The sequence below is a fragment of the Paenibacillus sp. RC84 genome, assembly GCF_041260495.1.
In the GTDB taxonomy this organism is placed as follows: domain Bacteria; phylum Bacillota; class Bacilli; order Paenibacillales; family NBRC-103111; genus Paenibacillus_F.
The window spans coordinates 402,133-428,211 of the sequence record NZ_JBGBYL010000001.1 but is presented as its reverse complement, the minus strand read 5'-3'; the positions used below and the strand labels follow the sequence as shown (position 1 = coordinate 428,211).

The following is a 26,079-nucleotide window of genomic DNA, read 5'->3' as shown; positions in this document are numbered from 1 at the left end:
GCTTCCGTATAAAAAAAGCGCCCCTTTCCCACCCTACTTTTATGCAGTCCAGACGAAGGAAAGGAGGCCTCCGACCCATGCGACGCCCCACTGCCGCCCTAGGCGGCATGATACTCGGCAGCCTGCTTGTCGTAACAAGCGCCTGTCAGACGAAACCCGAAGCAAGGAACGTACAGCCGGAAGCCGAGCTGAAATATAAACAAGCGCTTGTCGAACAGGATGTCGCCGTAACCGACCAATTGTGCCGGAACCAGTGCCTGCTCCATGTTAACCAAATGTATGCTTCCCTGAACCAAGCCGATCCTAAAAAGATCAAAGAAACGCTGAAGGACATGCAGAGCAAGCATGGCCACATTATTATGCTGGATTGGATTCCCGCGAAGTCTGATCCGGGTGTTGTACCGGGCAAATCGCCTTCTTCTGTTCGACCCGACAGTTCCACCAAGACCGGTTCGGGTACATCCGGCGGCTCCGGTACTACCGGTGCTCCCGAGACTCCCGGCGCATCTTCAGCTCCGTCCGGTTCGGGCTCTTCCGGTTCCGCTGCCGACGCTTCCGAAATCGTCTCCGGCAAACTGTCCAAAGAACTTGCCAAGAGCGCCCAGCCTTATATCGAGGAGGCGAAAAAAGCGGCCTCACAAGGAAACGTTTATCAGTCGCCTAATTTCACGGTAGCGGATAAACCGTACTTTGTGCTGAACGTGCCCGCTCCCGACAAGAAAAGCTCAGTCGTCGCCGTCGTACGCCAGCATATTTTGCAGGAGGTTTCCAATCATCAGCGTAAAAATCTCCGCCTGCAATCTTTCCATTCCGATAAAAGCCGCTGGAAAATCGAAAGCGTAGATACCGACACGCTGCGCAGCAAACGGGTGACTCATCCCGACGACCATGAAGGCACCAGCCATTACGAGCGTCATGACGTCGTGGTCCAGTTTAACCGTCCTCCGCGCGAAGCCGAGCTGTCCCGTATCCGGACAGAGATCGGCGCCACCAAGGTCAAGCTTATCGGAAATACGTATATTATTACCGCCCGCAGCCTCGAAGCCAAGCAGCTAATGGATTATTTCCGCAAACGCCAGGATGTCCGCTTTGTGGAGCCCCACTATATTTACGAAACGAATGACTTGTCCCGCGGCACCAAACCGCTAAGCTGGTTTTTTGACTGGTGGCCCGGCAGCCGAAGCGACAATTCCGGACCGGCACGCTCCGGGGCCGGGGAGCAGGCGGCCGCGCAGCCGGACGTCATTCCCAATGACGTTCTTTTCAACAAATATCAGTGGAACCTTCCGATCACGAATACGCTGAGAGGGTGGAATTTCAACAAGGGCACTCAGGATGTCAAGGTTGCGATCGTGGATACGGGAGCCGACGTCAATCATGAGGACTTGAAAGGTCAACTCATCGAAGGCTACAACGTCCTGGATCCGACCGCGCAGCCGATGGATGATGTCGGACACGGCACGCACGTAGCCGGAATTATCGGCGCGCAGGTTAATAACGGATTGGGAGTAGCCGGTATGACCTGGTATAACAAAATTATGCCGGTCAAGGCTCTGGACAGCAGCGGAGTTGGCAGCACGTATGCCGTTGCCCAGGGAATCATCTGGGCCACCGACCACGGCGCCAAGGTGATTAACCTCAGTCTCGGCAACTACGCCAGCTCGGATTTCCTGCACGATGCCATCAAATACGCTTACGACCGCGACGTCGTCCTAATCGCCGCAAGCGGCAACGACAACACGGAACGGCCGGGCTACCCCGCGGCCTACCCCGAAGTGTTTGCGGTAGCCGCTACGGATTCAAGCAACGGGCGGGCGTCTTTCTCGAACTACGGAGACTATATCGACGTCGCCGCTCCGGGCGTGAGCATCGCCAGCACCTACCCGCAGAACCAGTACGCGGCGCTCTCCGGCACGTCCATGGCCTGCCCGCATGTAACGGCACTGGCGGCCCTGCTCCGTTCGGCGAATCCGTCCCTCAAAAATACCGAGGTGATGGAACTGATGCGCCAGACAGCCTCGGATATCGGAGACAAAGGACGCGACACTTACTTCGGGTTCGGGCTCATCAATGTCGACAAAGCCGTGGAAGCCGCCCTTGGCCGGGGTCCCGTACAGGCCGGCCTTCCGGGGACGAAACCGGCGCCCGTAGCCCCGTAACAGTACTGTCCTGGCCTGGGCACATGTAAGCCGGGGGCTGGGCATCAAACCCGAAATCCGCCTGGACCACGGGTACCTTCAAGCCGAGGCCGCAGACAAAATGGCCCAGGGATAAACTAAAGGCCCCCTCATATCCGGGATTGCCGCAACTGCACCGTAAGCTCCGCAACGCGCGTCTCGACACGGGTACATTCAAGCCGAGGCCATGGAGAATCGGCCGGGTGATAAACTAAAATTCCTTCATACTTTAAAGTATGAAGGAAGCGCGAAAAAAATAGCGCCACGGCGCACAACTCAAAAACCGCCTCGTTATCCGAAGATAACGGGCGGTTTTTCGATGTCGTAAGGATGGAAAGCTTGCCGTAAGCCGGGTTCTGTACTTCCGGTGGTGCTGCGGGCTACGATACCCTCCCACCATTGAAGTGACAATCATCTATCTAGGCCATACATTGCTATACAGCTCAAGCGACCAACCCGGACGCGCCTCGGGCTAAGGCTGTCTGTCAGGCAAGCCTGCAGACCGCGTCCCATTAGGTCTTGCTCCAAGTGGGGTTTACCAGGGGTAAAGTCACCAGTACCCCTCGTGGTCTCTTACACCACGGTTCCACCCTTGCCTGTGCGTCTTGCGACGCCATCGGCGGTCCATTTCTGTGGCACTATCCTTCAGCTCGCGCTGACTGGACGTTATCCAGCACCCTGCCCTATGGAGCCCGGACTTTCCTCTCGCGATGCAAGCATCACCAGCGATTGTCTGTCAAACTTTCCGAGAACATTTGCTAGTATACAGGTTATCGGCGCCGAATTCAACAACGAATGACTGGGAATGCAGCCAATTCGCGTTTTTTAGAGGAATTGGAACGGTTCCGTACTCGGTTCCGAAGCGGCCGCCACCGTTCCGTATTTCTTTTCCGCAAGCGCGCGGTTCATGTAATCCGCCACCGCGCGCTTCATGATTTTCTCGACGTTATGCCCCACGTCGATCAGGCACATGCCTGCGGCCAGCGCGTCGTGCGCGGTGTGGTAGTCGATGTCCCCGGTCACGAGGACATCGGCTCCCGCAAACATCGCGCCGCGCATATACCGACCGCCGGAGCCTCCTAGCACCGCCGCCTTGCGGACGGTGCGGTCCAGATCGCCGACGACGCGCACCATCGGCACGTCGAAAGCCTCCTTCGCGGCCGCGACAAGCTCGCGCAGCGTGAGAGGCTCCGGCAGCTTGCCGGCGCGTCCAAGGCCGAACGTACGGCCTTTGAGGTCCATCGGATAGAGGTCGTAAGCGACCTCTTCGTACGGATGCGCCTTCAACATCGCCTGCACCACCGCCCGCTGGATGCCCGCGGGCACGATCGTCTCCACGCGCACCTCGTCCGCGCGCTCCAGCTTGCCCTGCTCGCCCAGGAACGGCTTCGTGCCCTCGCGGGGCATAAACGTCCCCGTGCCGGGAATGTTGAACGAGCAGTGGCTGTAGTCGCCGATCCAGCCCGCTCCGGCCTGGAACAGCGCCTGAAGCACCTTCTCGTGATGGCTTTCCGGCACGAAGACGACCAGCTTGCTGAGCTTCTCCGTGTGAACCTCGTCCAGAGGCACCAGGTCCTTCAGGCCGAGAGCTTCGGCCATCAGGTCGTTGATGCCTCCTTCCGCCACATCCAGATTCGTATGCGCGATGTAGACTGCGATATCGTTCTTGATGAGCTTCTCGTACAGCCGTCCGGCCGGCGTATCCGTCTGCAGGTGGGCCAGAGGTCTGAAAATGATCGCATGATGCGCGATAATCAGATCCGCGCCCGTCCGGATCGCTTCATCCACAACCTCGTCGGTAACGTCCAGCGCCACGAGGATCTTTTTGATTTCCTTCTGCAAGGTACCAAGCTGCAGGCCGATTTTATCGTCAGGCACGGCGTAGTGCTTAGGCGCCAGCTTTTCGAACAATTGAATTACGGTTTGTCCTTTCGCAAACATTCCAGGACCTCCTTGATACGCGAGATTTCCGCCTCCAGCCCGGACCGCTTCTCTTCCGCATTTTCGGAAACCGAACGGTCCAGCTGTCTGCGGATCATGGCCAGTTTATCGAGTTCGTATTCCCACTTCGCAAACCAGACCGCCGGGGGATCCTGAATCAGGTAGGGACCCATCTGCAGGAGCGTGTCGCCGGTTACCCGGAGCCCGTCAAGAAGGCGATCCGCGTATAACGCGGCATCCCCCTCATCCTCCGGCTTCATCCGGACGGCCGTCAAAATTTCATAAATTTTGCCGTCCTCCTCCAGAATGGTCTCGTCGGCCAGGTGCCAGCCGTGACTGCGCAGCCATTTGCGCACGATGTCCTCGCCCACGTTCGGCTGCAGAATCAGCGTGGTCACGCCTGCAAGCTTATCCTCGCCCGCATCGAGAATGGACGCAATCAAAGCCCCGCCCATTCCCGCGATTGTCACTGCATCCACTTCGCCCGGCCGCAGCACGGAAAGGCCGTCCCCGAGGCGGACTTCGATCTGCCCGCTCAGATTGGCGTCACGGACCTGCCTCTGCGCCGCCTCGGCCGGACCGCGGTTCACTTCGCCCGCAACCGCAGACGGAACAGTGCCCTGCTGCACCAGAAAGGTCGGCAGCAGGGCATGGTCGGATCCGATATCCGCAAGTTTTGCCCCTTGAGGGACTTTTTTTGCAATTTCCAATAAACGTTGAGACAATTTCACCATATTTTAAGCAACCCATTCCGTCCAATTTTTACGATAGGCAAACAGCGCGATTCCCGCCGCCGCCACTTTACCGGCAAGCGAAAGCTGGAGAAGCTGCTGCGCCGAGGTGCCCCAGGCCAGTCCGAACAGCTCGGGCGCAATCCATACGGTCGCTCCAGCGAGCAGCAGAACCAGGCCTGGTTTCTTCCAGCGGTGCTGAATGAGCCACCCGATCCACATGAGGATAAAAGAAAGCGGAAGCCAGGCTAGCTGCAGCTTGTACCAGGTAGCAGGCTCCAGACGCTGGCTTAATACGAATCCGTACGTAATAAGCAGTGCCAGCCATCCGCAGTATTGAAGAAGCGGCGTCCGCCCGAGAAGACCGACAAGCAGCCAGACGAGACCGCAAAGGGCTACGAAGGACCCGAGGTACAACTGCGCGGTCAAGCCGTTTCCATAAAGAATCCAGACTCCGAAACCGATCAGGGACGCCGAAGCGATGCCCGTCGAAAGCTGTGCTCTGAAAGGCTGCTCTTCTTTTTGCCGGAAGCCGATTATATACCAAGATACAACAAATACGGCGGAAACGCCAATTTGCAAAGAAATTCCAAAAGAGTTAAAATTAAGGAGCGTCAATGATAATACAATGATAGTGATGACGGCTGCAACCCAGAATTTCCAGTGGCTCCCCCGGATGGATTTGGTCGATATGCCCAAAACCCTTCTGGAATGGTCCGCACCCGTTTCCATGTACAAATTGAGCAGAAAGTCGCAGTACTGTGCGGGCAGAAGCCTAGATCTCCGCCAGTGTTCGATTTCCTTAATAATAGCCGTTCGTTTCTCGTCATCCATTAGCTTCACCTTCCCAACAACTTTATCGGTTCGCCGCCTTCCGAATTTGAGAAGGAAATCCGATGAGCCTGCATTTGCGGATTCAAGCTTCTGACCGTGCCTGCAGGACCTTTTGCTTTTCTTCCAGGCATTGCTTGGCGAAATCGGTCACCCTGCTCCGGTAGCCGTCCTTGTCCGTCATAAAAGCAAGCCCGTGTCCCGCACGGGGCACCATGAACAGATCTTTGCCCGCGGGAGCCGCCTTATACAAGCCGTGCACCATAAAAAACGGAACGAACGTATCCGCTTCTCCATGGATAAAAAGAATCGGCTTTTCCGTACGCTTTACCTGCTTCAGCGCCGAAGCTTCCCCGAAGAAATAGCCCGCTTTTACTTTGCAGATCAGGCTGGTAAGGGGAATGAGCGGAAACGCGGGCAGCTTGAACATCCGCTTGAGCTGATAGCTCAGAATGTCTTTGACGGACGTATAGGAACAATCGGCGATGATTCCTTTCACCTGCTCCGGCAGCCTTTCGCCGCTTGCCATCAGCACCGTAGCGCCGCCCATGGATACGCCGTGGAGAAGAATCCGGGCGTTTTCGCCGCTCCGCTGCAGAATATACCGGATCCAGTTGACGTAATCCAATCGGTCCGTCCAGCCGAAGCCGATATACTCCCCTTCGCTCTGTCCGTGCCCCCGGTTGTCCGGCATCAGCACGTTATACCCGAGCTCGTGGTGAATTTGAGCGAAGCTGGCCATGTCCCTGCCCTGCCCGGAATACCCGTGCGCCAGCAATGCCGTTACGCCCGAAGGCCGCTCGGCCTCCAAATACCAGCCGTTCAGACGAAGGCCGTCCGCCGATTGAATGGACACCTGCTCGAGCGTCTGGCGGGCAAGCCAGTTATCCGCCGTAGCCGGTGACGGGTCTACCGCGATTTCTTCCATGTGACCCGCAAGATCCGGGCTGTTCTGCAGAAATTCCTTGCTGCTGCGGCGTATTCCCAGCCCGAACATATAGAAGGCTGCCGCTGTCAAAGCCACAGCAAGAACCGCAAGTATGCACAAACTGATCAACAGGGTCTTTGACATTTCAACATTCCTCCTTCTATTTGAAAAAAAGAAACCCGCCGGAGGCGGGCATTCGGATTCTATTCAAGGAAATCTTTTAATCGTTTGCTGCGGCTCGGGTGCCTCAGCTTGCGAAGCGCTTTGGCTTCGATCTGACGAATCCGTTCACGGGTAACCCCGAAAACTTTGCCCACTTCTTCCAGAGTCCGGGTACGCCCGTCATCCAGACCGAAACGAAGACGAAGCACGTTTTCTTCACGCTCGGTCAGCGTATCGAGAACATCTTCTAGCTGTTCTTTAAGAAGCTCGTAAGCCGCCGCATCCGCCGGTGCCAGCGCTTCCTGATCTTCAATAAAGTCGCCCAGATGGGAATCGTCCTCTTCACCGATCGGAGTTTCCAGGGATACCGGTTCCTGCGCGATCTTCATGATTTCGCGGACTTTATCCGTGCTCAGTTCCATTTCCTTCGCGATTTCTTCCGGCGTCGGTTCACGCCCCAGTTCCTGCAGCAGTTGACGGGATACCCGGATCAGCTTGTTAATGGTTTCCACCATGTGAACCGGAATACGGATCGTTCTCGCCTGATCGGCAATGGCGCGCGTAATGGCTTGACGAATCCACCAGGTGGCATACGTACTGAATTTATACCCTTTGGTATGGTCGAATTTCTCCACCGCTTTGATTAGACCCATGTTTCCTTCCTGGATCAGATCCAGGAACAGCATGCCCCGTCCGACGTAGCGTTTGGCGATGCTGACGACGAGACGGAGGTTCGCTTCGGCCAGACGGCGCTTCGCTTCCTCGTCGCCTTGCTCGATTCTTTTCGCCAGATCCACTTCATTCTCTGCCGAAAGAAGGGGAACACGACCGATCTCTTTCAAATACATCCGCACCGGGTCATTGATTTTAATGCCTGGCGGGAGAGTCAGATCATCTTCAAAGCTGAATTCATCGTTCTCTTGATCGCCCTCCGGACGCATTCTTCTTTCGTCCTCGTCCGACTCGTTTCCTACGTCAATTCCCATTTCGGACAATTGTTCGAAAAACTCGTCAATCTGTTCCGGATCTTGATCATAAGGAGCCAGCCGTTCTGTGATGTCTTTATAAGTGAGCGAGGAGCGCTTCTTGCCTAACTCGATGAGCTGCTCCTTTACCTGCTCCAGGGTCAACTCGGTTTCGATCTCAGTATGTTGATCGTTCGCCATAATCCAACTCCCTCCTCCCTAGATTATCCGGAACCTGCGTTACGAAAATTTAAGCTGTTTCTCTAGGGCAATAATTTCACTAAGAATTTGCGCAGCCCGCAAAGGATCCCCTGAGCGCTCCGCACGGATCATTTCTTCTTTTTTTCTCGATATTTCCTGCTGCTTCGGATATTTTTTGATTTCTTTGATGTAGTCGTCGATGACGACTTCGTTCACACCGTGGTGCGCGCCCATCATCGCGATGGAACTCGCCAGATTTTCGAGCTTGTCGTCCTGAATCATCGCCATGTAACGACTGACGCTCGGTGTGGAGTTTTGGGCGTAAAAAGCATATAAATAAGCCGCCAGAACGGCATGAGCATCCACGTTAAATTCGTCGCCTAACCGTTCTTCCACATAGGCGCTAACATCCCGATCGTGCATCATGACGGCTAGAAGCTGCCGTTCCGCGTTATGATAAGCCGGATAAAGCGGCGCTTTTGGCGTTTCTTTCCTATTATGCCTACCATTATTCCACGGAACGTCGATATTATCCCTGACTGTCCGGTTTTTTTCCGATTTCATCCGGAGGTTGGCCAAATCTTGCTTGAGCGACTCGTAAGAGGTCTCAAACTCCCCGGCGAGCTGTTTTAAATAATGCTCCCGTTCGATCGAGCTCAAGTCCGCAATCATCTTCAAAGCCGTTTGCTGGTAGCGTATCCGATCGCCTTCCTCCTGCAAACGGAAATGCCGGCGAATGTAGTGCAGCCTGTATTTGATCGAGGGTACGGCGTAATCAATGATTTCCCGTACAAATCTCTCGGAGCCGTATGCAGTAATGTATTCATCCGGATCTTTGGCATCCGGAAGCATAGCCACTTTCACTTCGCAGCCCGCTTGTTCAAGCAGGGGGATTGCCTTGTAAGCCGCATTCTGTCCGGCCGAATCTCCGTCGTAACAGATCACGACCCGTCCGGCGTTGCGCCGGATCAGTTCCGCATGCTCGGGGGTCAGCGCGGTACCCATCGTACCGACACCGTTTCTCACCCCAGCTTCCCAAGCTTTTACCACATCCATATAACCTTCAAACAATACCATGGTATTCGTTTTCCGGATTTGCGGACGTGCCTGGTGAAAATTATACAGCACACGGCTTTTGTTGAAGAGCATCGTCTCAGGACTGTTCAAGTACTTAGGCTGCACATCCCCGAGCGCCCGGCCGCCGAAGGCAATGACTTTGCCCTGCGCGTCCCAGATCGGGAAAATCACTCTGTCCCTGAACTTGTCGATATAACCGTCTCCCTCGGAACGGGCCGAAACGAGCCCTCCCCGTTCCATCAGCGGAAGATCGTAGCCCGCTTTCTGAAGCTGCTGTACAAGCGTATCCCACATGGCGGGAGCATATCCGATCTGAAAAGCGTCGATCAATTTATCCGACATCTGCCGGTTGCGCACATAATCGAGTGCGTTTTTGCCTTGATCGGTATTCATTAGAATATAACAGTACAGTTTGGCCGCTTTCTCATTGGCCTCCAGCATTTTGGACCGGTCCTTCTGCTGCGGATTGTCCGCGGATAAAGACTCTTCCCAAGTAACGGGGATATCCGCTTCCTCCGCCAGGTGCCGGACGGCTTCGGCAAACGTGTAGCCTTCGATTTCCCGGAGAAACTGAAACATGTTGCCCCCCGCTCCGCAGCCGAAGCAGTGGTAAATCTGTTTCTCGGGCGTCACCGTAAACGAAGGCGATTTCTCCGAGTGAAACGGACAAAGCCCCTTCAGGTAGTGGCCCTGTTTGGTCAAATGGACGTATTTTCCTATCACATCGGCAATGTCATGACGCTGCAGAACAGCTTCGATCACTTCATCCGGAATGCGTCCGTAACCCATTTCCCCCACCTTCAATCCTTATAAAAAAGCTTCATGTGCGGTAAACAACTATACGTATTCGCTAAACAGGCCTATTCTCCTGCAAACGAAGTAAAACTTTTGTCAAACCATGTAGAAAAAATTCGCGATCCTCGTCCGTAAAAGGCTTCGGTCCTTTGGAATGCTTGCCTCCACGGCGCAGCTTGCCCTGTGTATGACGCCGGTCAAGAAGAAAATCAATGGTCCGGTCGGTATATTCCTGCCCGCGGTTCGAGAGGCATACCGCCCCTTTGCCCAGACCGATGGCGGCCAGACCGAAATCCTGCGTAACCAGGATATCCCCGCGCCGGATATGATTGGCGATAAACAAATCGACGGACTGGTCCGAACGGTCGACCTGGATCACCTCGATCCCTTCCTGCCCCTTCAGCCGGTGGTCGAACGAAGCCACCATAAGCACGTGAACCGAATACTGCGCGGCAGCCCGGATGATCTCGGGTTTAACCGGACACGCATCCGCATCCACAACAATTTGAAAGGATGAATGTTGAATGGATAATGCCCCCGATACCTGCTAATAGTCCTGCTGTACTAGTATATACGCTCATCGCGCGAAAAATCCTGCAAGTTCAGGATAAATGAGGATGACGCCGGATTTGTTCGAGAACCAGGCTGGCCGTTTCTTCGACGGCGCGGTTGGATACGTCGATGACGTGGCATCCGATCCGGGAAAGCACCGTTCCCGCGAACTCCAGCTCTTGTTTAATACGTTCCGTTTTGGCATAAGTTGCATTGGACGCGAGTCCGAGAGTGCGCAGCCGTTCCCGGCGGATAGCATTGAGTTTATCCGGATCGATAAGCAGACCGATCACCTTGTTTTTAGGCACTTTGAAAAGCACGTCGGGCGGCTGCATTTCCGGAACGAGGGGGACATTGGCGACTTTGTATTTTTTGTGCGCCAAGTACATGGAAAGCGGAGTTTTCGACGTGCGGGATACGCCGACGAGGACGATATCCGCCTTGACGATTCCGCTGAAATCGCGGCCGTCGTCGTATTTGACGGCGAACTCGATCGCCTCCATTTTTTTGAAATAATCCTCATCCAAGGGATGGTTGCCTCCCGGCTGATGGCGGGCCTTGCGGTTAAACGCTTTTTCGAACGTCTGAATAAGCGGTCCCAGCAGATCGACGTAAGCGAATCCCGCTTGTTCCGCTTTCTGGGTCAAATAATCGCGAAGCTCGGGAATGACCAGCGTAAACGCGATGATTCCCTGCTGACGGGCGACTTTGGCCAGGAGGCGGTCGATTTCTTCCGTATCATGCACGAAAGGAACCCGCTCGATCACAATGGGGGCGGGATAAAATTGCAGCGCGACGGCATTGACGACAGATTCGCCCGTCTCTCCGATCGCATCCGATACCACGTAAACGATAACCGGATTGTTTGAAGGATTCATAAATGTTGTCCCTCCCTGTACCTATTCGGGAATAGCTAAGCGGAAACGAAGACAAAAGGACCGTGGTAGCTTCGAAAATCAAAGCGGCCGCCACGTACGACCCTAAGGTCCCGGCGGTTTATCACCACGGCAACATTGTAATACTCTGTTCTTCCAGTTATCCGTACCAGTTACTGCTTCCAATCACTTACTATAAGGAACCCGCTTACGTTTGTCAAACACGCAGGTTTTAAATATTGTACTTATCCATCTGATCCAAAAAACTTCTGGCTTTCCAGCGGACATCCACGTGGGCGTCCATATACAGTCTCATGCTGTGCTTCAGCTGGGATTTGGTAGAGGGCTTTACGTTAACATTGCCGATCCGGCTGAGATCGACCTGCTGTAAAAGCCGCATAAGCTTCAGCGTACTTTCCGTCACGGCCGCGGCATAAGGGTCGAGATGCTTGCAGCGGCTGCACATTGCGCCGCCCGCTGCTGCGCTGAAAGCGGCCAGTTCCTCCGTGCGCCCGCATGACGCGCATTTATCGAGAACCGGCGTATACCCGGAGGCCGCAAGCATCTTAAGCTCGAAAACATGCGCGACGATCTGCATATCCTTCTCCTGCTCAATGGCCATGAGTCCCGCTTCCAATTGATCGAACAAGAATAAACTGCGATCCTCCTCTCCCAGCATCCGGTCAACCATTTCAACCAGGTAAGAGGCATACGCAGATTTATAAAGATCTTCTCTCAATTTGTGATGGGGTTCTATGATCTCCCCATGGTTAAGCGTTCCAAGCTTACCCTGTCTATAAAAAACGTAATCCCCGTACGTGAACAGCTGGGTGACGGCGCCGAGCCGGCTTTTCACCTTCTTCACTCCGCGCGCGATCACCCCTACTTTACCCAGTTCACGGGTATAAAGCGTAATGATTTTGTTCCCTTCCCCGTAATCGACGCTACGGAGAACAATTCCTTGCACCCGGTGCAGCATCTCTTATGCGCTTCCTTTCCGGAAACGCCGGATCAGTCTCCAGGCGTTCTCAGGCTTCGACCGAATGCACGGCTTCCTGCTCTTGCTGCATCAGCTCTTCTCCTGCAAGTTCGGGATCAGACGCTAAATCTTTGTACAGCAGGTAAGCGTCCACTTCCCCCGTCGACCAAAAATAGTGCCAGGTAAAATCTCTCACTCTGGATCATCCTCTCTCCGTAAGATGTTCGTGTTGATGATTACCCTTAGGATGTACCCGTTGAAGCAGTCTATGCCCGGCAATTAATGGAACGCGGGGAAAGCCTAGCGGTTATTCGTTTCGGAAGCCCAGATCCCGCAACACGCGTTCCTGATTGCGCCAGTCTTTTTTGACTTTCACCCACAACTCGAGGAACGTTTTGGAGCCGAGCAGCGCTTCGATATCATGTCTCGCTTGCTTGCCGATTTCTTTCAGCAGCGAGCCCTGCTTGCCGATAATAATGCCTTTCTGCGAATCCCGCTCTACGTAAATGACGGCTGAAATATGAACCACGCCGTTTTTTTCGACCTTCATATCCTCGATCGCTACCGCAATGGAGTGGGGAATTTCTTCTCTTGTCATATGGAGGATCTTCTCGCGGACAAGTTCCGCGCAAACAAACTGCTCGGGATGGTCGGTTATCTGATCCGCGGGATAGTACTGCGGGCCTTCCGGCAAATATTTAACGACTTGCTCCAGCATTGTGTTCACATTGTTGCCGAGCAGAGCCGAAACCGGTACGATTTCCGCGAATTCGTACAGATCTTTATAGGTCGTAATGATCGGCAGCAATTGTTCGGGATGCACTTGATCGATTTTGTTCAGGACTAGGATGACCGGTGTTTTAACGTTCTTCAGCTGTTCGATGATATAGCGGTCTCCGCCGCCGATTCCTTCCGAAACGTCGGCAAGAAACAGAATGGCGTCGACTTCTCCCAAGGTGCTGTGGGCAACTTTCATCATGTAATCGCCCAGCTTGGAAGACGGTTTATGAATACCCGGCGTGTCCAAAAATACAATTTGGGAATTGTCGGTCGTGTACACGCCGTGAATTTTGTTGCGCGTGGTCTGCGGCTTATCGGACATAATCGCGATCTTCTGACCGATTACCTGGTTCATCAGGGTGGATTTCCCTACGTTCGGCCGTCCGATAATCGAAACGAATCCGGATTTGAATTTTTCTTTGTTCATGCTGTAATTATTTCCTCCTAGGATTGCAAATCTTTCGACGTAAACGCGCCGGGCAGCAGTTCACCCGTTGTCGTTACGGTATAGTCACCGCTTAAGTTGCCTAAAATAACGGGCATGTCCGGTCCGCACAGTTCGATTAAAACTTGCCGGCAGACCCCGCAAGGTGAAATCGGTCCTTCCGTATCGCCGATAACCGCGATTGATTGGAAGGAGCCCGGCTTGTGCCCGTCCGCGACGGCACGGAAAACCGCGGTGCGTTCGGCGCAGTTCGTCGGCCCGTAAGCCGCATTTTCGATATTGCAGCCGTGATGGACCTGACCGTCTTTATCCAGCAGGGCGGCTCCCACCCCAAAGTTCGAGTATGGGATGTAAGCTTTCAGGCGTGCCTGCCGCGCATGTTCCATCAGTTCTTCCGGTTTCATAAGGCATCTTTTCCTTTCCGTTAACCCACAAAATGTAACCATTCAGGCCGGCCGGTCAGGCATCTACCCCCAGCCTCTCCACAACCAGGCAAGAAGGGTGACGGCTGCCCCGATAACAGAACCGAGCAGCAGGGACGACAGCGCCCGGTGCTTCCGCTCGGCCAGAACCATCAAGGCAAGCGCCGCAAGCGTGCCGGAGAGCAGCGTCACGATCGTCTGACCGGCGATCACGGCGATCAAAGTCGCAAGCGCCGCCAGCACCGCCGCCAGCAGGCTGGGCCGGACAAGCTTCCCGCGGTCGCTGAACCTTGTCTCGATTACAATCGTGACAAGAGCGACGAGCGCGATAAGCGTCCATATCATGCCCGGCATGTTGGCTGCGGCCGCCTCCTGCGCCTTGCGGAGCATCCGGTCCACAGGACCGTAGAAGACCACCATGCCGACGACGACCGCGAACAGGGCAGCCACAAGAACGGCGCCGGCCGCCGTGTCCTTCGCGATCTTCGCCAGCGGATGCAGATCCGGCATCGCCAGATCCACTGCCTTTTCCACCGCCGTGTTAATGAGTTCGGTCATGATGACAAGAGCGACTGCCAGCAGCAGGAAAAGCACGTCCCAGTGCGGCAGTCCCAAAATTACGGCAGCCAGAAATACAAGAAAGGCAACAACGAAATGAAATTTCATGTTGCGCTGAGTATCAAAAGCGTATTTGATTCCTTCGTAAGCGAAGCGGAAGCCCCGCAAAAAACGCTGAAAGGAACTCAACGGGTAAGCCCCGCTTTCTGCAGGATCTGTTCCTGCTTCGCGAACATTTCCCGCTCGGCCTCCTCGTTGTCGTGATCGTATCCGATCAGATGCAGAAATCCGTGAACGAATAAAAATCCGAGTTCACGCTCCACGGAATGGCCGTATTCGTCAGCCTGCGCCGCGGCCCGGGGAACCGAAATGACGATATCGCCGAGCGGCTCCTCAAAGCCTTCTTCCCCGTCAGCATCGGCATCGCCTTCCGCCGAATCTTCATCCGGCTCTTCCTCGCCGTAGAGAATAGCGGGTTCGTCCTCCCCCTGCTCCAGCATCGCAAAAGACAGAACGTCCGTCGGACGGTCGATGTTCCGGTACGTACGATTCAGCTCGTGAATCGTCTCGTCGTCTACAAACGTCAGGGCGACTTCCCCGTCCTCAACGCCTTCCTCTTCTCCTGCAAGCTTCAGCAGCTCTTCCAGCTTCTCGGCGAATTTAGGGGAGATCGGCAGGATGTCCTGCTCGTCGTTCCAGGCTAAAATCAGGGCCACGTTTAATTCCTCCTAGATGTATAGGTCAAATGGTTATTTCGCTTTGGCGGGAAGCTCGCTCGGATATTCGATCCGGGAGTGAAAAATGCCCAGCAGAGATTCGTTCAGCGTCTTCGCGATGGTGTCCAGTTCTTTCAGCGTCAGATCGCAATCGTTAAACTGGCCGTCATCCAGACGGGATTTAATGATTTTGCGGACCATCGTATCGATCTGCTCGATGGTCGGATTGCGCAGGGAACGAACCGCCGCCTCCACGCAATCGGCGATTCCGACTACGGCTGCTTCCTTGCACTGCGCTTTGGGCCCCTCGTAACGGAAATCTTCCTCGCGCACTTCACGGCCTTCTTCCTCGGCCAACTTCCTTGCTTTGTGATAAAAGAACGTGAGCAGCGTCGTTCCGTGGTGCTGCTCCGCGATATCGCGAATCGGCTTCGGAATGTTGTATTCCTTAAGCATCTCCACCCCGTCACGGGCGTGGGCGGTAATAATGCTTTTGCTCAGCGCGGGATCGATACGGTCGTGCGGATTTTCGATATTCGTCTGATTTTCGATAAAATAGCTCGGCCGCTTCGTTTTGCCGATGTCATGGTAGTAAGAACCGACCCGGCACAGCAGACCGTCCGCTCCGATGGATTCGGCCGCCGATTCCGCCAGATTGCCGACCATGATGCTGTGGTGATACGTCCCGGGTGTCTCCGTCAGCAGCTTGCGCAGCAGCGGATGATTCGGGTTCGAGAGCTCCACTAGCTTGAGCGGGGATAAGATCCCGAACGCCGTCTCGAAAAAGGGCAAGAGCCCGATTACAAACACGGCGGTAAGAATTCCGCTGGCGGCCGAAAAAGACAGCGAGTAAAGCATATCTTGTCGCGTCACGTTGTCCAGAAGCATCAGCGAAACGATCGTAATCATACCGATAAACGAGATGAGAATTCCCGCTTTCAGAATGGAGGAGCGCTGGCTGGCCTTTTGAATAACGAAGACCGAAGCGAAACACGTAACGAGCGTGACCAGCCCGTATCTGTAATCGAATAGCTGAGTCCCGTGCATGTTGAAAATAATGCTGGACATAATGCTGAACAGGACACTGGCGATAAAAGCGAGCTGCGGATTCAGCAGAATCGTAATCAGCATGCTGCCGATAGCTGCCGGAGCCAAATATCCGATGAACGGATATTCCGGATTTTGCCCAAGGGCCACCACTTTCATGCCGATCATGTTAATGGCGAAAATAAGAACGAACATCAGAAGCTGTGAATTGTTCGTCCGTATCGGCAGCGTACTCTGCCGAACGAACAGATAGATCATCATAACGAACAGCAGGCCCAGCAGCACGAGACCGACGTGAGGCCAATAGTTCGCTTTCTCCTTAAGCAGCTCGGCCGCTTTCAGACGTTTATAGATCTCATCGGTAATGACATCGCCCTCGTTGACGATAATGTCCCCCTGATTGATATAAACGGGTTTGACGTTCTCGCGGACTTCGCCTCTCGCATCGTCCGTTGCTTTCTGATCCAGAAACTTATTCGGCGTGATGACAACTCTGGCAATCTCCTGAACCAGTTCGCGCAGCGTATTTTTGGACAAGTCGGACGAATTGACAAGCTCGGCTACTTTCGCACGGGCCGTCTGGGCATCCGAAATCTGATCGCTCATCAGCTTGGAAACAATTTCCCGGGTAATGGGCGCCATCGCAGCGACATCTTCCTTGGTTAAGCGCGGAAATTTGTAATAAATCTCTTCCGGAATCCGATATTTCTGGTCACTGACTTTGGAATTGATTTCATCGATCAACGTTTCGTTGCCGAAATTAGTTTCGCCGATCGTCCGGATCGCCATTTTTTCCGTATCCGCAATAATCGCCGGAATAACGGTCCGGTAGACGCTTACCTTATCTTCGAACTTTACGTCGGGGTCCGCATTGATCTGCAAAATCCGGTCGTAAATCGCATCGATCATCGCTTCGTTCCGAAGATTCGCGATTTTATAGACAGGCTGCAGTTTCTTGGCCGCGTCTTCCTTCGCTTTCTCGGTCGCCACAGAGTTTTCGATCTGGAAAGGGGCATAGATGTTCTTTTCCGCAACCGCGCCCAATTTGATGTCAAATGTCTGTGGAATAAGCCTGGAAAACAAAGTCACGCAGAAAATGAGCATAAGCGCGAAAAGCAGAAGCAAGCGAACCGGAAAACTCGTTTTCCAGCCGCTTAGCTTCGTGTTGGCTTGCATATCTTGTACCGCAACTTCTTTTTTCATGATGGAAGGTCATCCCTCTCTTGCCTCTTCGTTCCCTGTAACTCAACCCGATATTAGCGAGTCCTCATTATAAGCGACGATGATTCTTTGAACTAAGGAATGACGGACGACATCCTGCTCCGCAAATGTAATGAATCCGATTTCTTCAATGCCGTTCAGAATGCGCTGCGCCTCGATCAGGCCCGACGTTTTGCCGCGGGGAAGGTCGATCTGCGTCACGTCACCCGTTACAACCATTTTGGAACCGAATCCCAGACGGGTCAGAAACATTTTCATTTGTTCCGGGGTCGTATTCTGCGCTTCATCCAAAATAATGAAGGAATCGTCAAGCGTACGGCCCCGCATATAAGCGAGCGGCGCGATCTCGATAAGCCCCCGCTCCAGCGATTTCACGACCTGCTCGGGGCCCAGAACATCGTTAAGAGCATCATACAACGGACGTAAATAGGGGTCAACCTTTTCCTGGAGGTCTCCCGGCAGGAAGCCCAGGCTTTCTCCCGCTTCAACCGCGGGCCGGGTCAGAACGATCCGTTTGACCTTGCCTTCCTTCAAAGCCGTAACGGCAAGAACAACCGCCAAGTACGTTTTTCCCGTACCTGCCGGTCCGATTCCAAACACGATGTCTTTCTTCTGTATGGTGGAGACGTACTGTTTTTGTCCGATCGTTTTAACGCGAATGGGCTTTCCTTTGTGGGTGGTCGTAATCTCCCCTTTGAAAAGCTCCAGCAGTTGATCCGCTTTCATTTGCTTGGCGAGCTCGACGGCATACAGCACATCGCGTTCCGTAAGCGGATACTGGTTGCGGACCAGCTCCAACAGTACCTCGAATAAATGTTCCAGCTTGCGGACTTCCTCCGCATCCCCCTGAATCGTAAGCTCCGCGTCCCGGGTAAAAATACGCGCATTCGTTTCCTGCTCGATCAGATGCAGAAAGCGGTCCTGCGGACCGAATACGGCCTGCGCTACCGAAGTATCTGCAAGTGCTACTTTAATGGTTTTAGCGTTTTCTCCCAAAAGGCCTCATTCTCCTTGCTGTACGATAGGTTGCTCTTCCATGATAAATTCTTCCACTTCAAAATGCACTTCCATATAAACTTTACCATTCTCTGATTTTTCATGCAAAATTTTTTCGGTTACGATGCGCGCGTCTTTCCCCGCTTCGCTCATAAGATCGGCCCGGGCCCGTTCCAGACCGATGGCTTTTGCTTCGGCCGGGTCCAGTTTCCGCTCGACCGTTTCGGAAGCCATAAGCTTCTCGCTTAGCCAGCCGACAGGCAGCTTAAAAGAGCGCCATTGGAGCGTTTTCTGCTCCGGAATCGTCTGATAGTGTTCGAATGGAAGCTTCCCGTAGCCGCTTACCTGGATCCCTTTGGAGCCGAACACGAGATAATTCCGCGTCTTCGAATCGCCCGTATACGTTTCGTACGTTTGGATCATCGGCACCTCGATTTTGGAGGTGTACCAGACCATGCCTTTCACATATCCGTCCGCTACGACGATTTTCTGATTCGCCTCGTCGCCGAGCGTACCGGAAATAAGCACGTCCCCTTTGCGGACGTAGGCATTGGGCTGGACGAGCGGACGGCCTCTTTTCGCCTGGATTTCCGTCACGACGGCGTGTTTGGACGCCACAAGATTGCGAGGGCTGACGAGCGGTTTTTCTTCCGGCTTGTCCGCTTCGACGATTTTGATCGTAACCTGGGTGCCCTTAATCTCTACCCCGACCCACGATGTTCCGGGCAGATGGGTTTGCAGGCCGAACGAAAGCTTCTCGGAATCGCCCATCCGGTATTTCCATTGGTGGAGGTACAGCCCTTCTTTACGGGCGGCATCCAGGATCGTTTGGGTCCCGATCTTTACGTTGCCTTCCACCTTAATCGTCCATACGAAAGAAGACAGAATGAAAAGAGATGCGATAAAAGCAACGCCGCCGGCCAGAAAAGTTTTACGCTTGGCCAATTTCCGGGCAGCGAAGGGCAGTCCCTCGCGCTTTAGCGGATGCATCCGGCAGCCTGTCTCTTTCAGAAGCGGGCGGAGACGCAGCGCATCCCGGCAAGGCAGGCAGAGCTCGACCAGCCTGTCTCCCGATACCCGTATGTCCCATAACGAAAACCCTTTGGAAAGTGCGCGGTTGATAAACTCCGCCGCTCTTTCGCCCTTCACTTCGATCTTCACGTATCCCTGTATCCACTTTAACACCGCCGATTGCACGCCGAAACTCCCCTTTCCGGACCCGTTATGGCATATATCTGATATCCGCGATAATTCCCTCGATAAGTACTTCTTCCGTTAAAATGGCGCGGATCACCAATTCCTTCCCGCTTACCTCAAGCTTCCCCCGTGTAAGCTGCAGACGCAGCATCTCGCTGGAAAAATGCATAACCCCGCAGTGATTCTCCACGTAAAGCTGGACGTTGCCGATCATCGTGATCCGGGGAATATCTTGTACGACATCCTGCGGAAGGTCGAGCATATTAGCAGTCATTTGCTTCCACTTTTGCGTGAGCCGGCGCATTCTCTCGTCCCTCCCAGCCTTTGCCCCATGCTTTCAGCACGCAGGCGCAAATTCAGGCGCTTCTTGTTCAGACGCTGCTTTTTCCAATCTATGCGAGCCGCATGTGATTTATGAGCGGTGTTTCGTCCCTATCCTGCGGGCCGCAAAATTGGGGCATTTCGTGTTTATCGGCGTGAAAATAAAGGGAGGCGTTAGGTTATACCTGAAATTACTTCGGCATGTGCAGAAGCGACAGAGGAAGATTCACACGCGCAAGACGCCTCCAAGTACCCTTGGGAGACGCCAATCTTTCTGATGAGTATAATATTGGAAAAGACCGTAGAATGCCTCTGCGGGCGTTCTACGGTCTTTGGGACGCCAGCCCGGCGGGCACGGCTCGCTCGGGCACGGCTCGCTCGGGCACAAAAAAAAGCCGTTCCGTCCGGTATTACCGGCGGAACGGTTTTTTAGCACGCGGCGGGCCGAGTATTTCGGCCCAGATAACCCCCTGCACCGCTTGACGCGGGTGCAGGTCGACACCGGCGGCGGAGTTCCCGCTGCCGGCAGCAGCCTCTTCGCGCACGGCGCGCGCTTCACGCTTGCGCGGCGTCTCCGCCGGCTTTGCGAAGCTGCCGCGGGCATCGCTGGCGGCAAAGCCGCCGCTGCGCCCGCGCCCGGCCGCTGCTGGCTCGGCCGCGGTCCAATCGTCCGCCGCATCTTCGGCGGACCAATCACCGCGCCGGTCGGGCTCCCGGCCGGCCCCGGACGCAGGCCGGGTAGATGCGGCCGGACGGCGCGGAAGGCCCTGGCCGCTGAAATCCGGCATCCGGTTCGGATTGCCGGTCTTTTTGCGCTTGCCAGACAGCATGGACACCAGAAAAATACCGATCATTATAACGAAAAAGAAATTGTTCGCAATCAGTTCGATCAGACGCTCCATCACCACGCCCCCTTTCCCGGGTCAGTCTCGACAAGAGATGCCGATGCCCCGGTAAACTTCGGTGAAGCAACTAATAAAGGGATGCCGATTCCCTCCGAGACCGGGTGGAACCGGCAAATCTGCCGAGCAGAGCCCGGAGATTTCCACCGTCTTTATTCTTTACCTTCTTTGCCCTCTTCCGACATTTTACCGATGGAACTGCGCATATGCGTATCGGCATCGATATTTTTATAATTCATGTAGTCCATTACGCCGAGCTTTCCGTTACGCATCGCATCTGCCATTGCCTGAGGCACCTCGGATTCGGCCTCGACGACTTTCGCTCTCATTTCCACGACGCGGGCTTTCATTTCCTGCTCCTGGGCAACGGCCATGGCGCGGCGTTCTTCCGCTTTGGCCTGCGCGATCCGCTTGTCGGCTTCGGCTTGCTCGGTTTGAAGGTGCGCTCCGATGTTCTTGCCTACGTCGACATCCGCGATATCAATGGACAAGATCTCAAAAGCGGTACCTGCATCCAGACCTTTACCGAGTACGGTCCGGGAAATCATATCCGGATTTTCGAGAACGTCCTTATGCGAGCCGCTGGAACCGACAGTCGTAACGATCCCCTCGCCGACACGGGCGATAATCGTTTCTTCGCCGGCACCCCCGACGAGGCGGTCGATATTCGCCCGAACCGTTACCCGGGCGATAACTTTCACTTCGATCCCGTCTTTGGCTACCGCGGAAACGGTCGGTGTCTCGATGACACGCGGGTTTACGCTCATTTGAACGGCCTGGAGCACGTCACGGCCGGCCAGATCAATCGCGGCCGCCCGCTCGAACGGCAGTTGGATATCTGCGCGGTGTGCCGCGATCAGGGCATTGACCACGCGGTCAACATTACCGCCCGCCAAATAGTGGCTTTCCAACTGGTTAATATTCAGTCCCAGTCCGGCTTTAATCGCTTTAATGAGCGGATTCACGATCCGGCTCGGAATAACGCGCCGCAGCCTCATCGCCACCAACGTCAAAATACTGATACGTACGCCCGATGCCAGAGCGGAAATCCAGAGCATAACCGGAACGAACGTGAAAAATACCATCAACAAAATCAGAACCACTGCGGCAATCAACAAATAAAAATAAGATTCCATGTGTCAAAAAACCTCCCTTTACGTAATTAAATGGCGCTCTGCCGGCTGTACCTTATTTTTCTGCGCCGGCTTCTTCTTCATGCACCACGACTCTGCTGCCTTCCACGAGAACGACCTTGACCAGGCGTCCGGCAGGAATAAAACCGCCTTCCGTTACCACATCCACCCGGTCTTCCCCGAATTGGGCAGTACCGGACGGACGAAGCGGCGTAAGCGAAGTTCCCGTCTGCCCCATAAGATGCAGCTTGAACGAGCTGGACACAAAACCTTTTTCGGTAGTTAGCTCCTCCTTGAGGATAAAACGGTTCCATACTCCCCTCGCAGGAAACTTCTTGACCGCGATAAAGAGAAGAACAGCCGCCGCAACGAAAGCGATGACGAGCAAAAGCGCCGCCGTCTGAGGGTTGTCAGCCGCCAGAATCACTCCGCTGAACAAGGAAATACTACCGGCTATACCGAGTATACCGAAGCTCGGAATGATCAGTTCCAGCAGCAGAAGCAGCACGCCCAAAACGAACAGACCGATATCTCCGGACCCCGCTCCCCCGGCAAGATAATTGCCGAGGAAATACAGCCCGAAGCCGATAACCCCGATCGACCCGAGAAGACCGAACGTCCAGAAAAGCAGCTCGAGTCCGATTCCGACAATCCCGATCAGAAGCAGGATCGCGGCAACGGCCGGATGTGTCAGGAAATCGCCAAGCGCACTCGTAAAGCCCTGCTGCGCCGCAGTTCCGGCTGATGCCGCGGCCAAACCGGGCAGGCAGCCGATTGATCCGAGGACCGCGGCACAGCCCAGAAATGTTCTCCGTAAGCTGATCATGGCTTCTCCTCCTAACCCTGTAACTGTCTTATAGTCTTTTCTACGTAACGAGATGAAAAACGTTTCACCAAATGTTCATAAGTTGGCGGCAGGCTCCACGGACAAGCCGGAGCAGCCCTTAAGCTTGTTTGCGCAGCGGCCTCCGTTTTATGTGTTTTCCGGCTATGAAAAAAGGCCGGAAGCATCACTGCTTCCGACCCCGTCGGTTTATTACAGGTTTTGTTGCACCAGTTGGTTAACTAATTTCCCGTCAGCCCGACCTTTAACTTTCGGCATGAGGGCCGACATTACTTTTCCCATATCCGCTTTGGAGGAAGCGCCAACTTCTTGGATGGTCTGCTTTACAATTGCGCTTACTTCTTCCTCTGTTAACTGCTGCGGCAGGTACTTCATTAGAATGTCGATCTCAGCGTGCAGGCTGTCGGCCAAATCGTCCCGGCCGGCGTTTTTAAATTCTTGGAGGGAATCTTTGCGTTGTTTGACTTCGCGATTCAGAACATCAAGCACTTCATTGTCATCTAAGGTTCGTCGCTGATCTATCTCGATATTCTTGATAGATGCTTTTACCATACGGATTACGGAGAGTGTAAACTTGTCTTGACTCTTCATCGCTTGCTTCATATCATCGTTCAAACGTTCGCTTAAGCTCATGAACTTGGGTTGCCTCCTAGAACTTTCTCTTACGAGCAGCCTCAGATTTCTTTTTGCGCTTAACGCTCGGCTTCTCGTAGTGCTTGCGCTTTTTAATCTCCGCCAACACGCCATCCTTAGCAATGGAACGCTTAAAGCGGCGAAGTGCAGCATCTATGGTTTCATTCTTGCGAACTCGAGTTTCTGACACCAGTTTTCCCTCCCTCCGAACAGACCGTCCAATCAAAGCGGTTCATCAAACTTCATTATAGGGGAAAACGTTTCTAGGTGTCAACCTAAAAGCTTTACTCCTATGACAATAAATTCTATGAATTATCTTTGAGCTACTAGAGGACCCAAATTCGTGCCGCCGAGCAGATGGTAATGGATGTGGAAAACCACTTGTCCGCTGTCGGGTCCGCAGTTGTTGATGAGCCGGTAGCCGCTCTCTTCGATACCGAAATCCCGGGCGATTTGCTGCGCGGCCTTGTGAACCGAACCGATCAGCGCCCAGTCTTCTTCTCCGGCGTCTTTCATCGAGGCGATATGCTTCTTCGGAATGATCAGGATGTGAACCGGAGCGGCCGGCTGGATATCGTGAAAAGCCAGCACCTGCTCGTCCTCGTATACCTGCTTGGAAGGAATCTGTCCGTCTCTGATTTTGCAGAATAAGCAATCCACTGTTTCGTCTCCTCCTTTATCGAATCGTACATGCTCATGTGTATAGATTTGTATGTATATTTTTATCATACTGAATAACGGGTCAAAAAGAAAATAAAAAGTGAGCGGCGTTCCGGAAAAAGGTAAAACCGCCGGAAGACGAATGTCTCTCCCAGGCGGTTATGGATTTTTGTATCAATAGTACGGAAGCAGCGAAAGGACCGTCAGAGCCACCAGAGGAAAGACCCCCCGGTAAAAACGGCGCCGCGGATAATAAGGGTACCCGCCGTACGGAAAATATCCGTAGTAAGGGTAGCCGTAATACGGGTATCCCCAGCCGAACGCCCGCGTCTCGCTTTCGCCGCCCCCTCTGCCGCCCACGGGAATGGCCAGATATACGTAATCATCGTCGACGTTCTCGATAATTCCGTCATGCACCGTACCGTCGTTCAGTTGGATGAGAACGTACCGGTATTTATGCTGCTGACACAAGGACTTCGCTTCGTGCTTTTGCATCAACAAACACCCCCTGCCTTCAGCATATGCACGGCTGGGCGAAAGGCCACTGATTCGCGCATTTCGCTGAACGGGAGGTGAATCTGCGGAACCGGGTCCGCACTGGCGCCCGGATCGCGGTTCCGCCGCTTTTTATGGCTTGGAGGGCTTGCGTCTCATCTCCTTGTGGATCTTCTTCCACTTGTCCTTCTCCGCAGTCTGGAGGGATTTGCTCTCCTTGCGGGCCAGGAAGGCCAGCTCCTTCTGCAGCTTGACGTAGCTGTCATAGCGCGCCTGGTCCAGCGTCCCGTCTTCTATGGCGCCTCTCACGGCGCAGCCCGGTTCGCTGTTGTGGCGGCAATCCGGGAAGCGGCAGGAGGCCGCCAGCGTCTCGACATCGTCGAACGACTGGCTGAGCCCGCTGTCCGCCTCCCACAGCTGAAGCTCGCGCATGCCGGGCGTATCGATCAGCACGCCCCCGCCGGGGAGCAGGAGAAGCTCGCGGTGGGTCGTCGTATGGCGGCCCCGGGCGTCGTCCTCCCGGATCGCGCCGGTGTCCATCGCCTCGCGGCCCAGCAGCGCGTTGATGAGCGTGGACTTCCCCGCTCCGGAGGACCCGGCGACTGCGGCCGTCCGGCCGATGCCGAGGTAGGCGGCGCGGAGGCCCTCCACCCCTTCGCCGAGGACCGAGCTGACGGCATGGACGGGCACGCCCGGCGCTATGGCCTCCGTCTCGGCGACCCGGAGGGCCACTTCCTCGGGCGAGGCGCACAGGTCCGCCTTGCTGAGGATGATAACGGGAGAAGCGCCGCTCTCCCATGCCATGACGAGGTAGCGCTCCAGCCGGCGGAGATTATAATCCGCATTGAGGGCGTTAACGAGGAAGATGACATCGACGTTCGCGGCGACAATCTGCTCTTCGGTCACGTTGCCCGCCACTTTGCGGACGAACATGCTTTTTCTCGGCAGGACGCCGTGAATGGTGGCGCGCCCCTCTTCCTCGCGCACGCTTAAAGCCACCCAGTCGCCGACCGCGGGGTAATCTCCCCGGCTGCGCGCCTGGTAGCGCATACTGCCCGACACCTCGGCGAGCACCTCGCCGGAATCGGTCTTGACCCGGTACATTCTCTTATGTTCAAGCGCGACGCGGCCTGCCGTGAGACCTTCCGCCGACATATCCGTCAAAGCTTGCCGGAGCTCGTCGTTCCAGCCTAATTCAGTTAAATTCAATCCGTGAACACACCCTTCATCCTATCTGCTTCTCAGTCTAGCAGGAAACGGAGGGAATTAACCGGGAAACAATCATTCATAGCTGTTTTTTACATCCGCAGCCGTAAAACGGCAAAAAAGACCCGGCGGAATCAACCGGATCTTTTGCTTCCCATATAAGTTACTTCATCCGCCCCGGGCAGGGCACCAGAAAGGGCATGAACAAGACGGGAAGCGGTGCAATAGCCGTGCCCCTTCCATAGGGTTGGCCGCCGCTATATGACGCCTGCTCCCCACCATGCGGAGG

General features: G+C 54.6%; 27 protein-coding genes and 1 other RNA gene. 1 reads left to right on the top strand and 27 read right to left on the bottom strand.

What is annotated here, in order from left to right:
• The first annotated feature begins 77 nt into the window (after positions 1–77).
• Complete coding sequence (locus ABH899_RS01905; protein WP_369993513.1) at positions 78–2,159, top strand: S8 family peptidase; 2,082 nt, start codon at positions 78–80, stop codon at positions 2,157–2,159.
• Positions 2,160–2,507: 348 nt separating this feature from the next.
• On the opposite strand, the gene rnpB is transcribed toward ABH899_RS01905, so the two are convergent.
• The 27 genes from rnpB to rsgA all read right to left on the bottom strand — a co-directional run bounded on the left by rnpB (position 2,508) and on the right by rsgA (position 25,793).
• Positions 2,508–2,922: RNase P RNA component class A (rnpB, locus tag ABH899_RS01900), an RNA gene on the bottom strand.
• An 80-nt stretch (positions 2,923–3,002) separates the two neighbouring features.
• The gene (locus ABH899_RS01895; RefSeq protein ID WP_369993511.1) at positions 3,003–4,118 is read right to left on the bottom strand and encodes a Nif3-like dinuclear metal center hexameric protein; all 1,116 of its coding nucleotides are present in this window, start codon (positions 4,116–4,118) and stop codon (positions 3,003–3,005) included.
• Positions 4,094–4,852, bottom strand: a complete 759-nt coding sequence (locus ABH899_RS01890) for a tRNA (adenine(22)-N(1))-methyltransferase (protein WP_369993509.1) — start codon at positions 4,850–4,852, stop codon at positions 4,094–4,096. The genes ABH899_RS01895 and ABH899_RS01890 overlap by 25 nt, the downstream gene beginning before the upstream one ends.
• Before the next feature lie 3 nt (positions 4,853–4,855).
• Entirely contained in the window at positions 4,856–5,683 is an 828-nt protein-coding gene (locus tag ABH899_RS01885) for a hypothetical protein (protein WP_369993506.1), read from the bottom strand.
• An 82-nt stretch (positions 5,684–5,765) separates the two neighbouring features.
• A complete protein-coding gene (locus ABH899_RS01880) occupies positions 5,766–6,752 on the bottom strand; it encodes an alpha/beta hydrolase (protein WP_369993505.1) in 987 nt (328 codons plus the stop codon).
• Between the two features lie 59 nt (positions 6,753–6,811).
• The gene (gene rpoD, locus ABH899_RS01875; RefSeq protein ID WP_369993503.1) at positions 6,812–7,936 is read right to left on the bottom strand and encodes an RNA polymerase sigma factor RpoD; all 1,125 of its coding nucleotides are present in this window, start codon (positions 7,934–7,936) and stop codon (positions 6,812–6,814) included.
• 39 nt (positions 7,937–7,975) lie between these two features.
• Positions 7,976–9,802 (bottom strand): DNA primase, encoded by a 1,827-nt coding sequence (gene dnaG / locus ABH899_RS01870; RefSeq protein ID WP_369993501.1) that lies wholly within the window; start codon positions 9,800–9,802, stop codon positions 7,976–7,978.
• A gap of 61 nt (positions 9,803–9,863) precedes the next feature.
• Positions 9,864–10,307: a YaiI/YqxD family protein gene (locus tag ABH899_RS01865; RefSeq protein WP_009671649.1), complete on the bottom strand. Its 444-nt coding sequence runs from the start codon at positions 10,305–10,307 to the stop codon at positions 9,864–9,866.
• Between the two features lie 103 nt (positions 10,308–10,410).
• Entirely contained in the window at positions 10,411–11,238 is an 828-nt protein-coding gene (locus ABH899_RS01860) for a pyruvate, water dikinase regulatory protein (protein WP_009671643.1), read from the bottom strand.
• Positions 11,239–11,467: 229 nt separating this feature from the next.
• Positions 11,468–12,214, bottom strand: a complete 747-nt coding sequence (gene recO, locus ABH899_RS01855) for a DNA repair protein RecO (RefSeq protein WP_009671654.1) — start codon at positions 12,212–12,214, stop codon at positions 11,468–11,470.
• Positions 12,215–12,263: 49 nt separating this feature from the next.
• Complete coding sequence (locus ABH899_RS01850) at positions 12,264–12,410, bottom strand: YqzL family protein (RefSeq protein WP_009671644.1); 147 nt, start codon at positions 12,408–12,410, stop codon at positions 12,264–12,266.
• Positions 12,411–12,521: 111 nt separating this feature from the next.
• Positions 12,522–13,421 carry a GTPase Era gene (era, locus tag ABH899_RS01845; protein WP_009671648.1) on the bottom strand — a complete coding sequence of 300 codons (900 nt, stop codon included), beginning with the start codon at positions 13,419–13,421 and terminating at the stop codon, positions 12,522–12,524.
• Between the two features lie 17 nt (positions 13,422–13,438).
• Positions 13,439–13,843, bottom strand: coding sequence for a cytidine deaminase (locus ABH899_RS01840; protein WP_369993495.1), 405 nt, complete (start codon positions 13,841–13,843; stop codon positions 13,439–13,441).
• A 63-nt stretch (positions 13,844–13,906) separates the two neighbouring features.
• Positions 13,907–14,608, bottom strand: a complete 702-nt coding sequence (locus ABH899_RS01835) for a diacylglycerol kinase family protein (protein WP_369993493.1) — start codon at positions 14,606–14,608, stop codon at positions 13,907–13,909.
• Positions 14,605–15,135, bottom strand: coding sequence for an rRNA maturation RNase YbeY (gene ybeY, locus ABH899_RS01830; RefSeq protein ID WP_218228377.1), 531 nt, complete (start codon positions 15,133–15,135; stop codon positions 14,605–14,607). The genes ABH899_RS01835 and ybeY overlap by 4 nt, the downstream gene beginning before the upstream one ends.
• A 33-nt stretch (positions 15,136–15,168) precedes the next feature.
• A complete protein-coding gene (locus tag ABH899_RS01825; protein WP_009671642.1) occupies positions 15,169–17,385 on the bottom strand; it encodes an HD family phosphohydrolase in 2,217 nt (738 codons plus the stop codon).
• Positions 17,386–17,427: 42 nt separating this feature from the next.
• A complete protein-coding gene (locus ABH899_RS01820; RefSeq protein WP_009671650.1) occupies positions 17,428–18,399 on the bottom strand; it encodes a PhoH family protein in 972 nt (323 codons plus the stop codon).
• 6 nt (positions 18,400–18,405) lie between these two features.
• A complete protein-coding gene (yqfD, locus tag ABH899_RS01815) occupies positions 18,406–19,596 on the bottom strand; it encodes a sporulation protein YqfD (protein ID WP_009671641.1) in 1,191 nt (396 codons plus the stop codon).
• 25 nt (positions 19,597–19,621) lie between these two features.
• Entirely contained in the window at positions 19,622–19,900 is a 279-nt protein-coding gene (gene yqfC, locus ABH899_RS01810; RefSeq protein ID WP_009671655.1) for a sporulation protein YqfC, read from the bottom strand.
• A gap of 427 nt (positions 19,901–20,327) precedes the next feature.
• Positions 20,328–20,819, bottom strand: a complete 492-nt coding sequence (locus ABH899_RS01805; RefSeq protein ID WP_369993487.1) for a hypothetical protein — start codon at positions 20,817–20,819, stop codon at positions 20,328–20,330.
• Positions 20,820–20,971: 152 nt separating this feature from the next.
• On the bottom strand, positions 20,972–21,955 hold the full coding sequence (gene floA, locus ABH899_RS01800; RefSeq protein ID WP_009675041.1) for a flotillin-like protein FloA: 984 nt from the start codon (positions 21,953–21,955) through the stop codon (positions 20,972–20,974).
• A gap of 52 nt (positions 21,956–22,007) precedes the next feature.
• The gene (locus ABH899_RS01795; protein ID WP_369993485.1) at positions 22,008–22,778 is read right to left on the bottom strand and encodes an NfeD family protein; all 771 of its coding nucleotides are present in this window, start codon (positions 22,776–22,778) and stop codon (positions 22,008–22,010) included.
• A gap of 210 nt (positions 22,779–22,988) precedes the next feature.
• On the bottom strand, positions 22,989–23,429 hold the full coding sequence (locus tag ABH899_RS01790; RefSeq protein ID WP_009675051.1) for a GatB/YqeY domain-containing protein: 441 nt from the start codon (positions 23,427–23,429) through the stop codon (positions 22,989–22,991).
• Positions 23,430–23,445: 16 nt separating this feature from the next.
• Entirely contained in the window at positions 23,446–23,619 is a 174-nt protein-coding gene (gene rpsU / locus ABH899_RS01785) for a 30S ribosomal protein S21 (protein WP_024094532.1), read from the bottom strand.
• 122 nt (positions 23,620–23,741) lie between these two features.
• On the bottom strand, positions 23,742–24,089 hold the full coding sequence (locus tag ABH899_RS01780; protein ID WP_009675046.1) for a histidine triad nucleotide-binding protein: 348 nt from the start codon (positions 24,087–24,089) through the stop codon (positions 23,742–23,744).
• A gap of 174 nt (positions 24,090–24,263) precedes the next feature.
• Positions 24,264–24,584, bottom strand: coding sequence for a hypothetical protein (locus ABH899_RS01775; RefSeq protein ID WP_369993480.1), 321 nt, complete (start codon positions 24,582–24,584; stop codon positions 24,264–24,266).
• A 132-nt stretch (positions 24,585–24,716) separates the two neighbouring features.
• The gene (rsgA, locus tag ABH899_RS01770; protein WP_369993477.1) at positions 24,717–25,793 is read right to left on the bottom strand and encodes a ribosome small subunit-dependent GTPase A; all 1,077 of its coding nucleotides are present in this window, start codon (positions 25,791–25,793) and stop codon (positions 24,717–24,719) included.
• Positions 25,794–26,079: the final 286 nt, after the last annotated feature.

What these genes read in the sequence shown, in the direction of transcription:
- ABH899_RS01775 (WP_369993480.1), bottom strand. Translation starts at nt 24,584, where the DNA reads ATGCAAAAGCACGAAGCGAAGTCCTTGTGTCAGCAGCATAAATACCGG.
- ABH899_RS01860 (WP_009671643.1), bottom strand. Translation starts at nt 11,238, where the DNA reads ATGAATCCTTCAAACAATCCGGTTATCGTTTACGTGGTATCGGATGCG.
- rpoD (WP_369993503.1), bottom strand. Translation starts at nt 7,936, where the DNA reads ATGGCGAACGATCAACATACTGAGATCGAAACCGAGTTGACCCTGGAG.
- ABH899_RS01840 (WP_369993495.1), bottom strand. Translation starts at nt 13,843, where the DNA reads ATGAAACCGGAAGAACTGATGGAACATGCGCGGCAGGCACGCCTGAAA.
- ABH899_RS01905 (WP_369993513.1), top strand. Translation starts at nt 78, where the DNA reads ATGCGACGCCCCACTGCCGCCCTAGGCGGCATGATACTCGGCAGCCTG.
- ABH899_RS01895 (WP_369993511.1), bottom strand. Translation starts at nt 4,118, where the DNA reads ATGTTTGCGAAAGGACAAACCGTAATTCAATTGTTCGAAAAGCTGGCG.
- dnaG (WP_369993501.1), bottom strand. Translation starts at nt 9,802, where the DNA reads ATGGGTTACGGACGCATTCCGGATGAAGTGATCGAAGCTGTTCTGCAG.
- ABH899_RS01885 (WP_369993506.1), bottom strand. Translation starts at nt 5,683, where the DNA reads ATGGATGACGAGAAACGAACGGCTATTATTAAGGAAATCGAACACTGG.
- ABH899_RS01890 (WP_369993509.1), bottom strand. Translation starts at nt 4,852, where the DNA reads ATGGTGAAATTGTCTCAACGTTTATTGGAAATTGCAAAAAAAGTCCCT.
- ABH899_RS01795 (WP_369993485.1), bottom strand. Translation starts at nt 22,778, where the DNA reads ATGATCAGCTTACGGAGAACATTTCTGGGCTGTGCCGCGGTCCTCGGA.
- ABH899_RS01805 (WP_369993487.1), bottom strand. Translation starts at nt 20,819, where the DNA reads ATGGAGCGTCTGATCGAACTGATTGCGAACAATTTCTTTTTCGTTATA.
- yqfC (WP_009671655.1), bottom strand. Translation starts at nt 19,900, where the DNA reads ATGCGCCGGCTCACGCAAAAGTGGAAGCAAATGACTGCTAATATGCTC.
- recO (WP_009671654.1), bottom strand. Translation starts at nt 12,214, where the DNA reads ATGCTGCACCGGGTGCAAGGAATTGTTCTCCGTAGCGTCGATTACGGG.
- ABH899_RS01790 (WP_009675051.1), bottom strand. Translation starts at nt 23,429, where the DNA reads ATGAGCTTAAGCGAACGTTTGAACGATGATATGAAGCAAGCGATGAAG.
- ABH899_RS01825 (WP_009671642.1), bottom strand. Translation starts at nt 17,385, where the DNA reads ATGAAAAAAGAAGTTGCGGTACAAGATATGCAAGCCAACACGAAGCTA.
- floA (WP_009675041.1), bottom strand. Translation starts at nt 21,955, where the DNA reads ATGGAATCTTATTTTTATTTGTTGATTGCCGCAGTGGTTCTGATTTTG.
- ABH899_RS01880 (WP_369993505.1), bottom strand. Translation starts at nt 6,752, where the DNA reads ATGTCAAAGACCCTGTTGATCAGTTTGTGCATACTTGCGGTTCTTGCT.
- era (WP_009671648.1), bottom strand. Translation starts at nt 13,421, where the DNA reads ATGAACAAAGAAAAATTCAAATCCGGATTCGTTTCGATTATCGGACGG.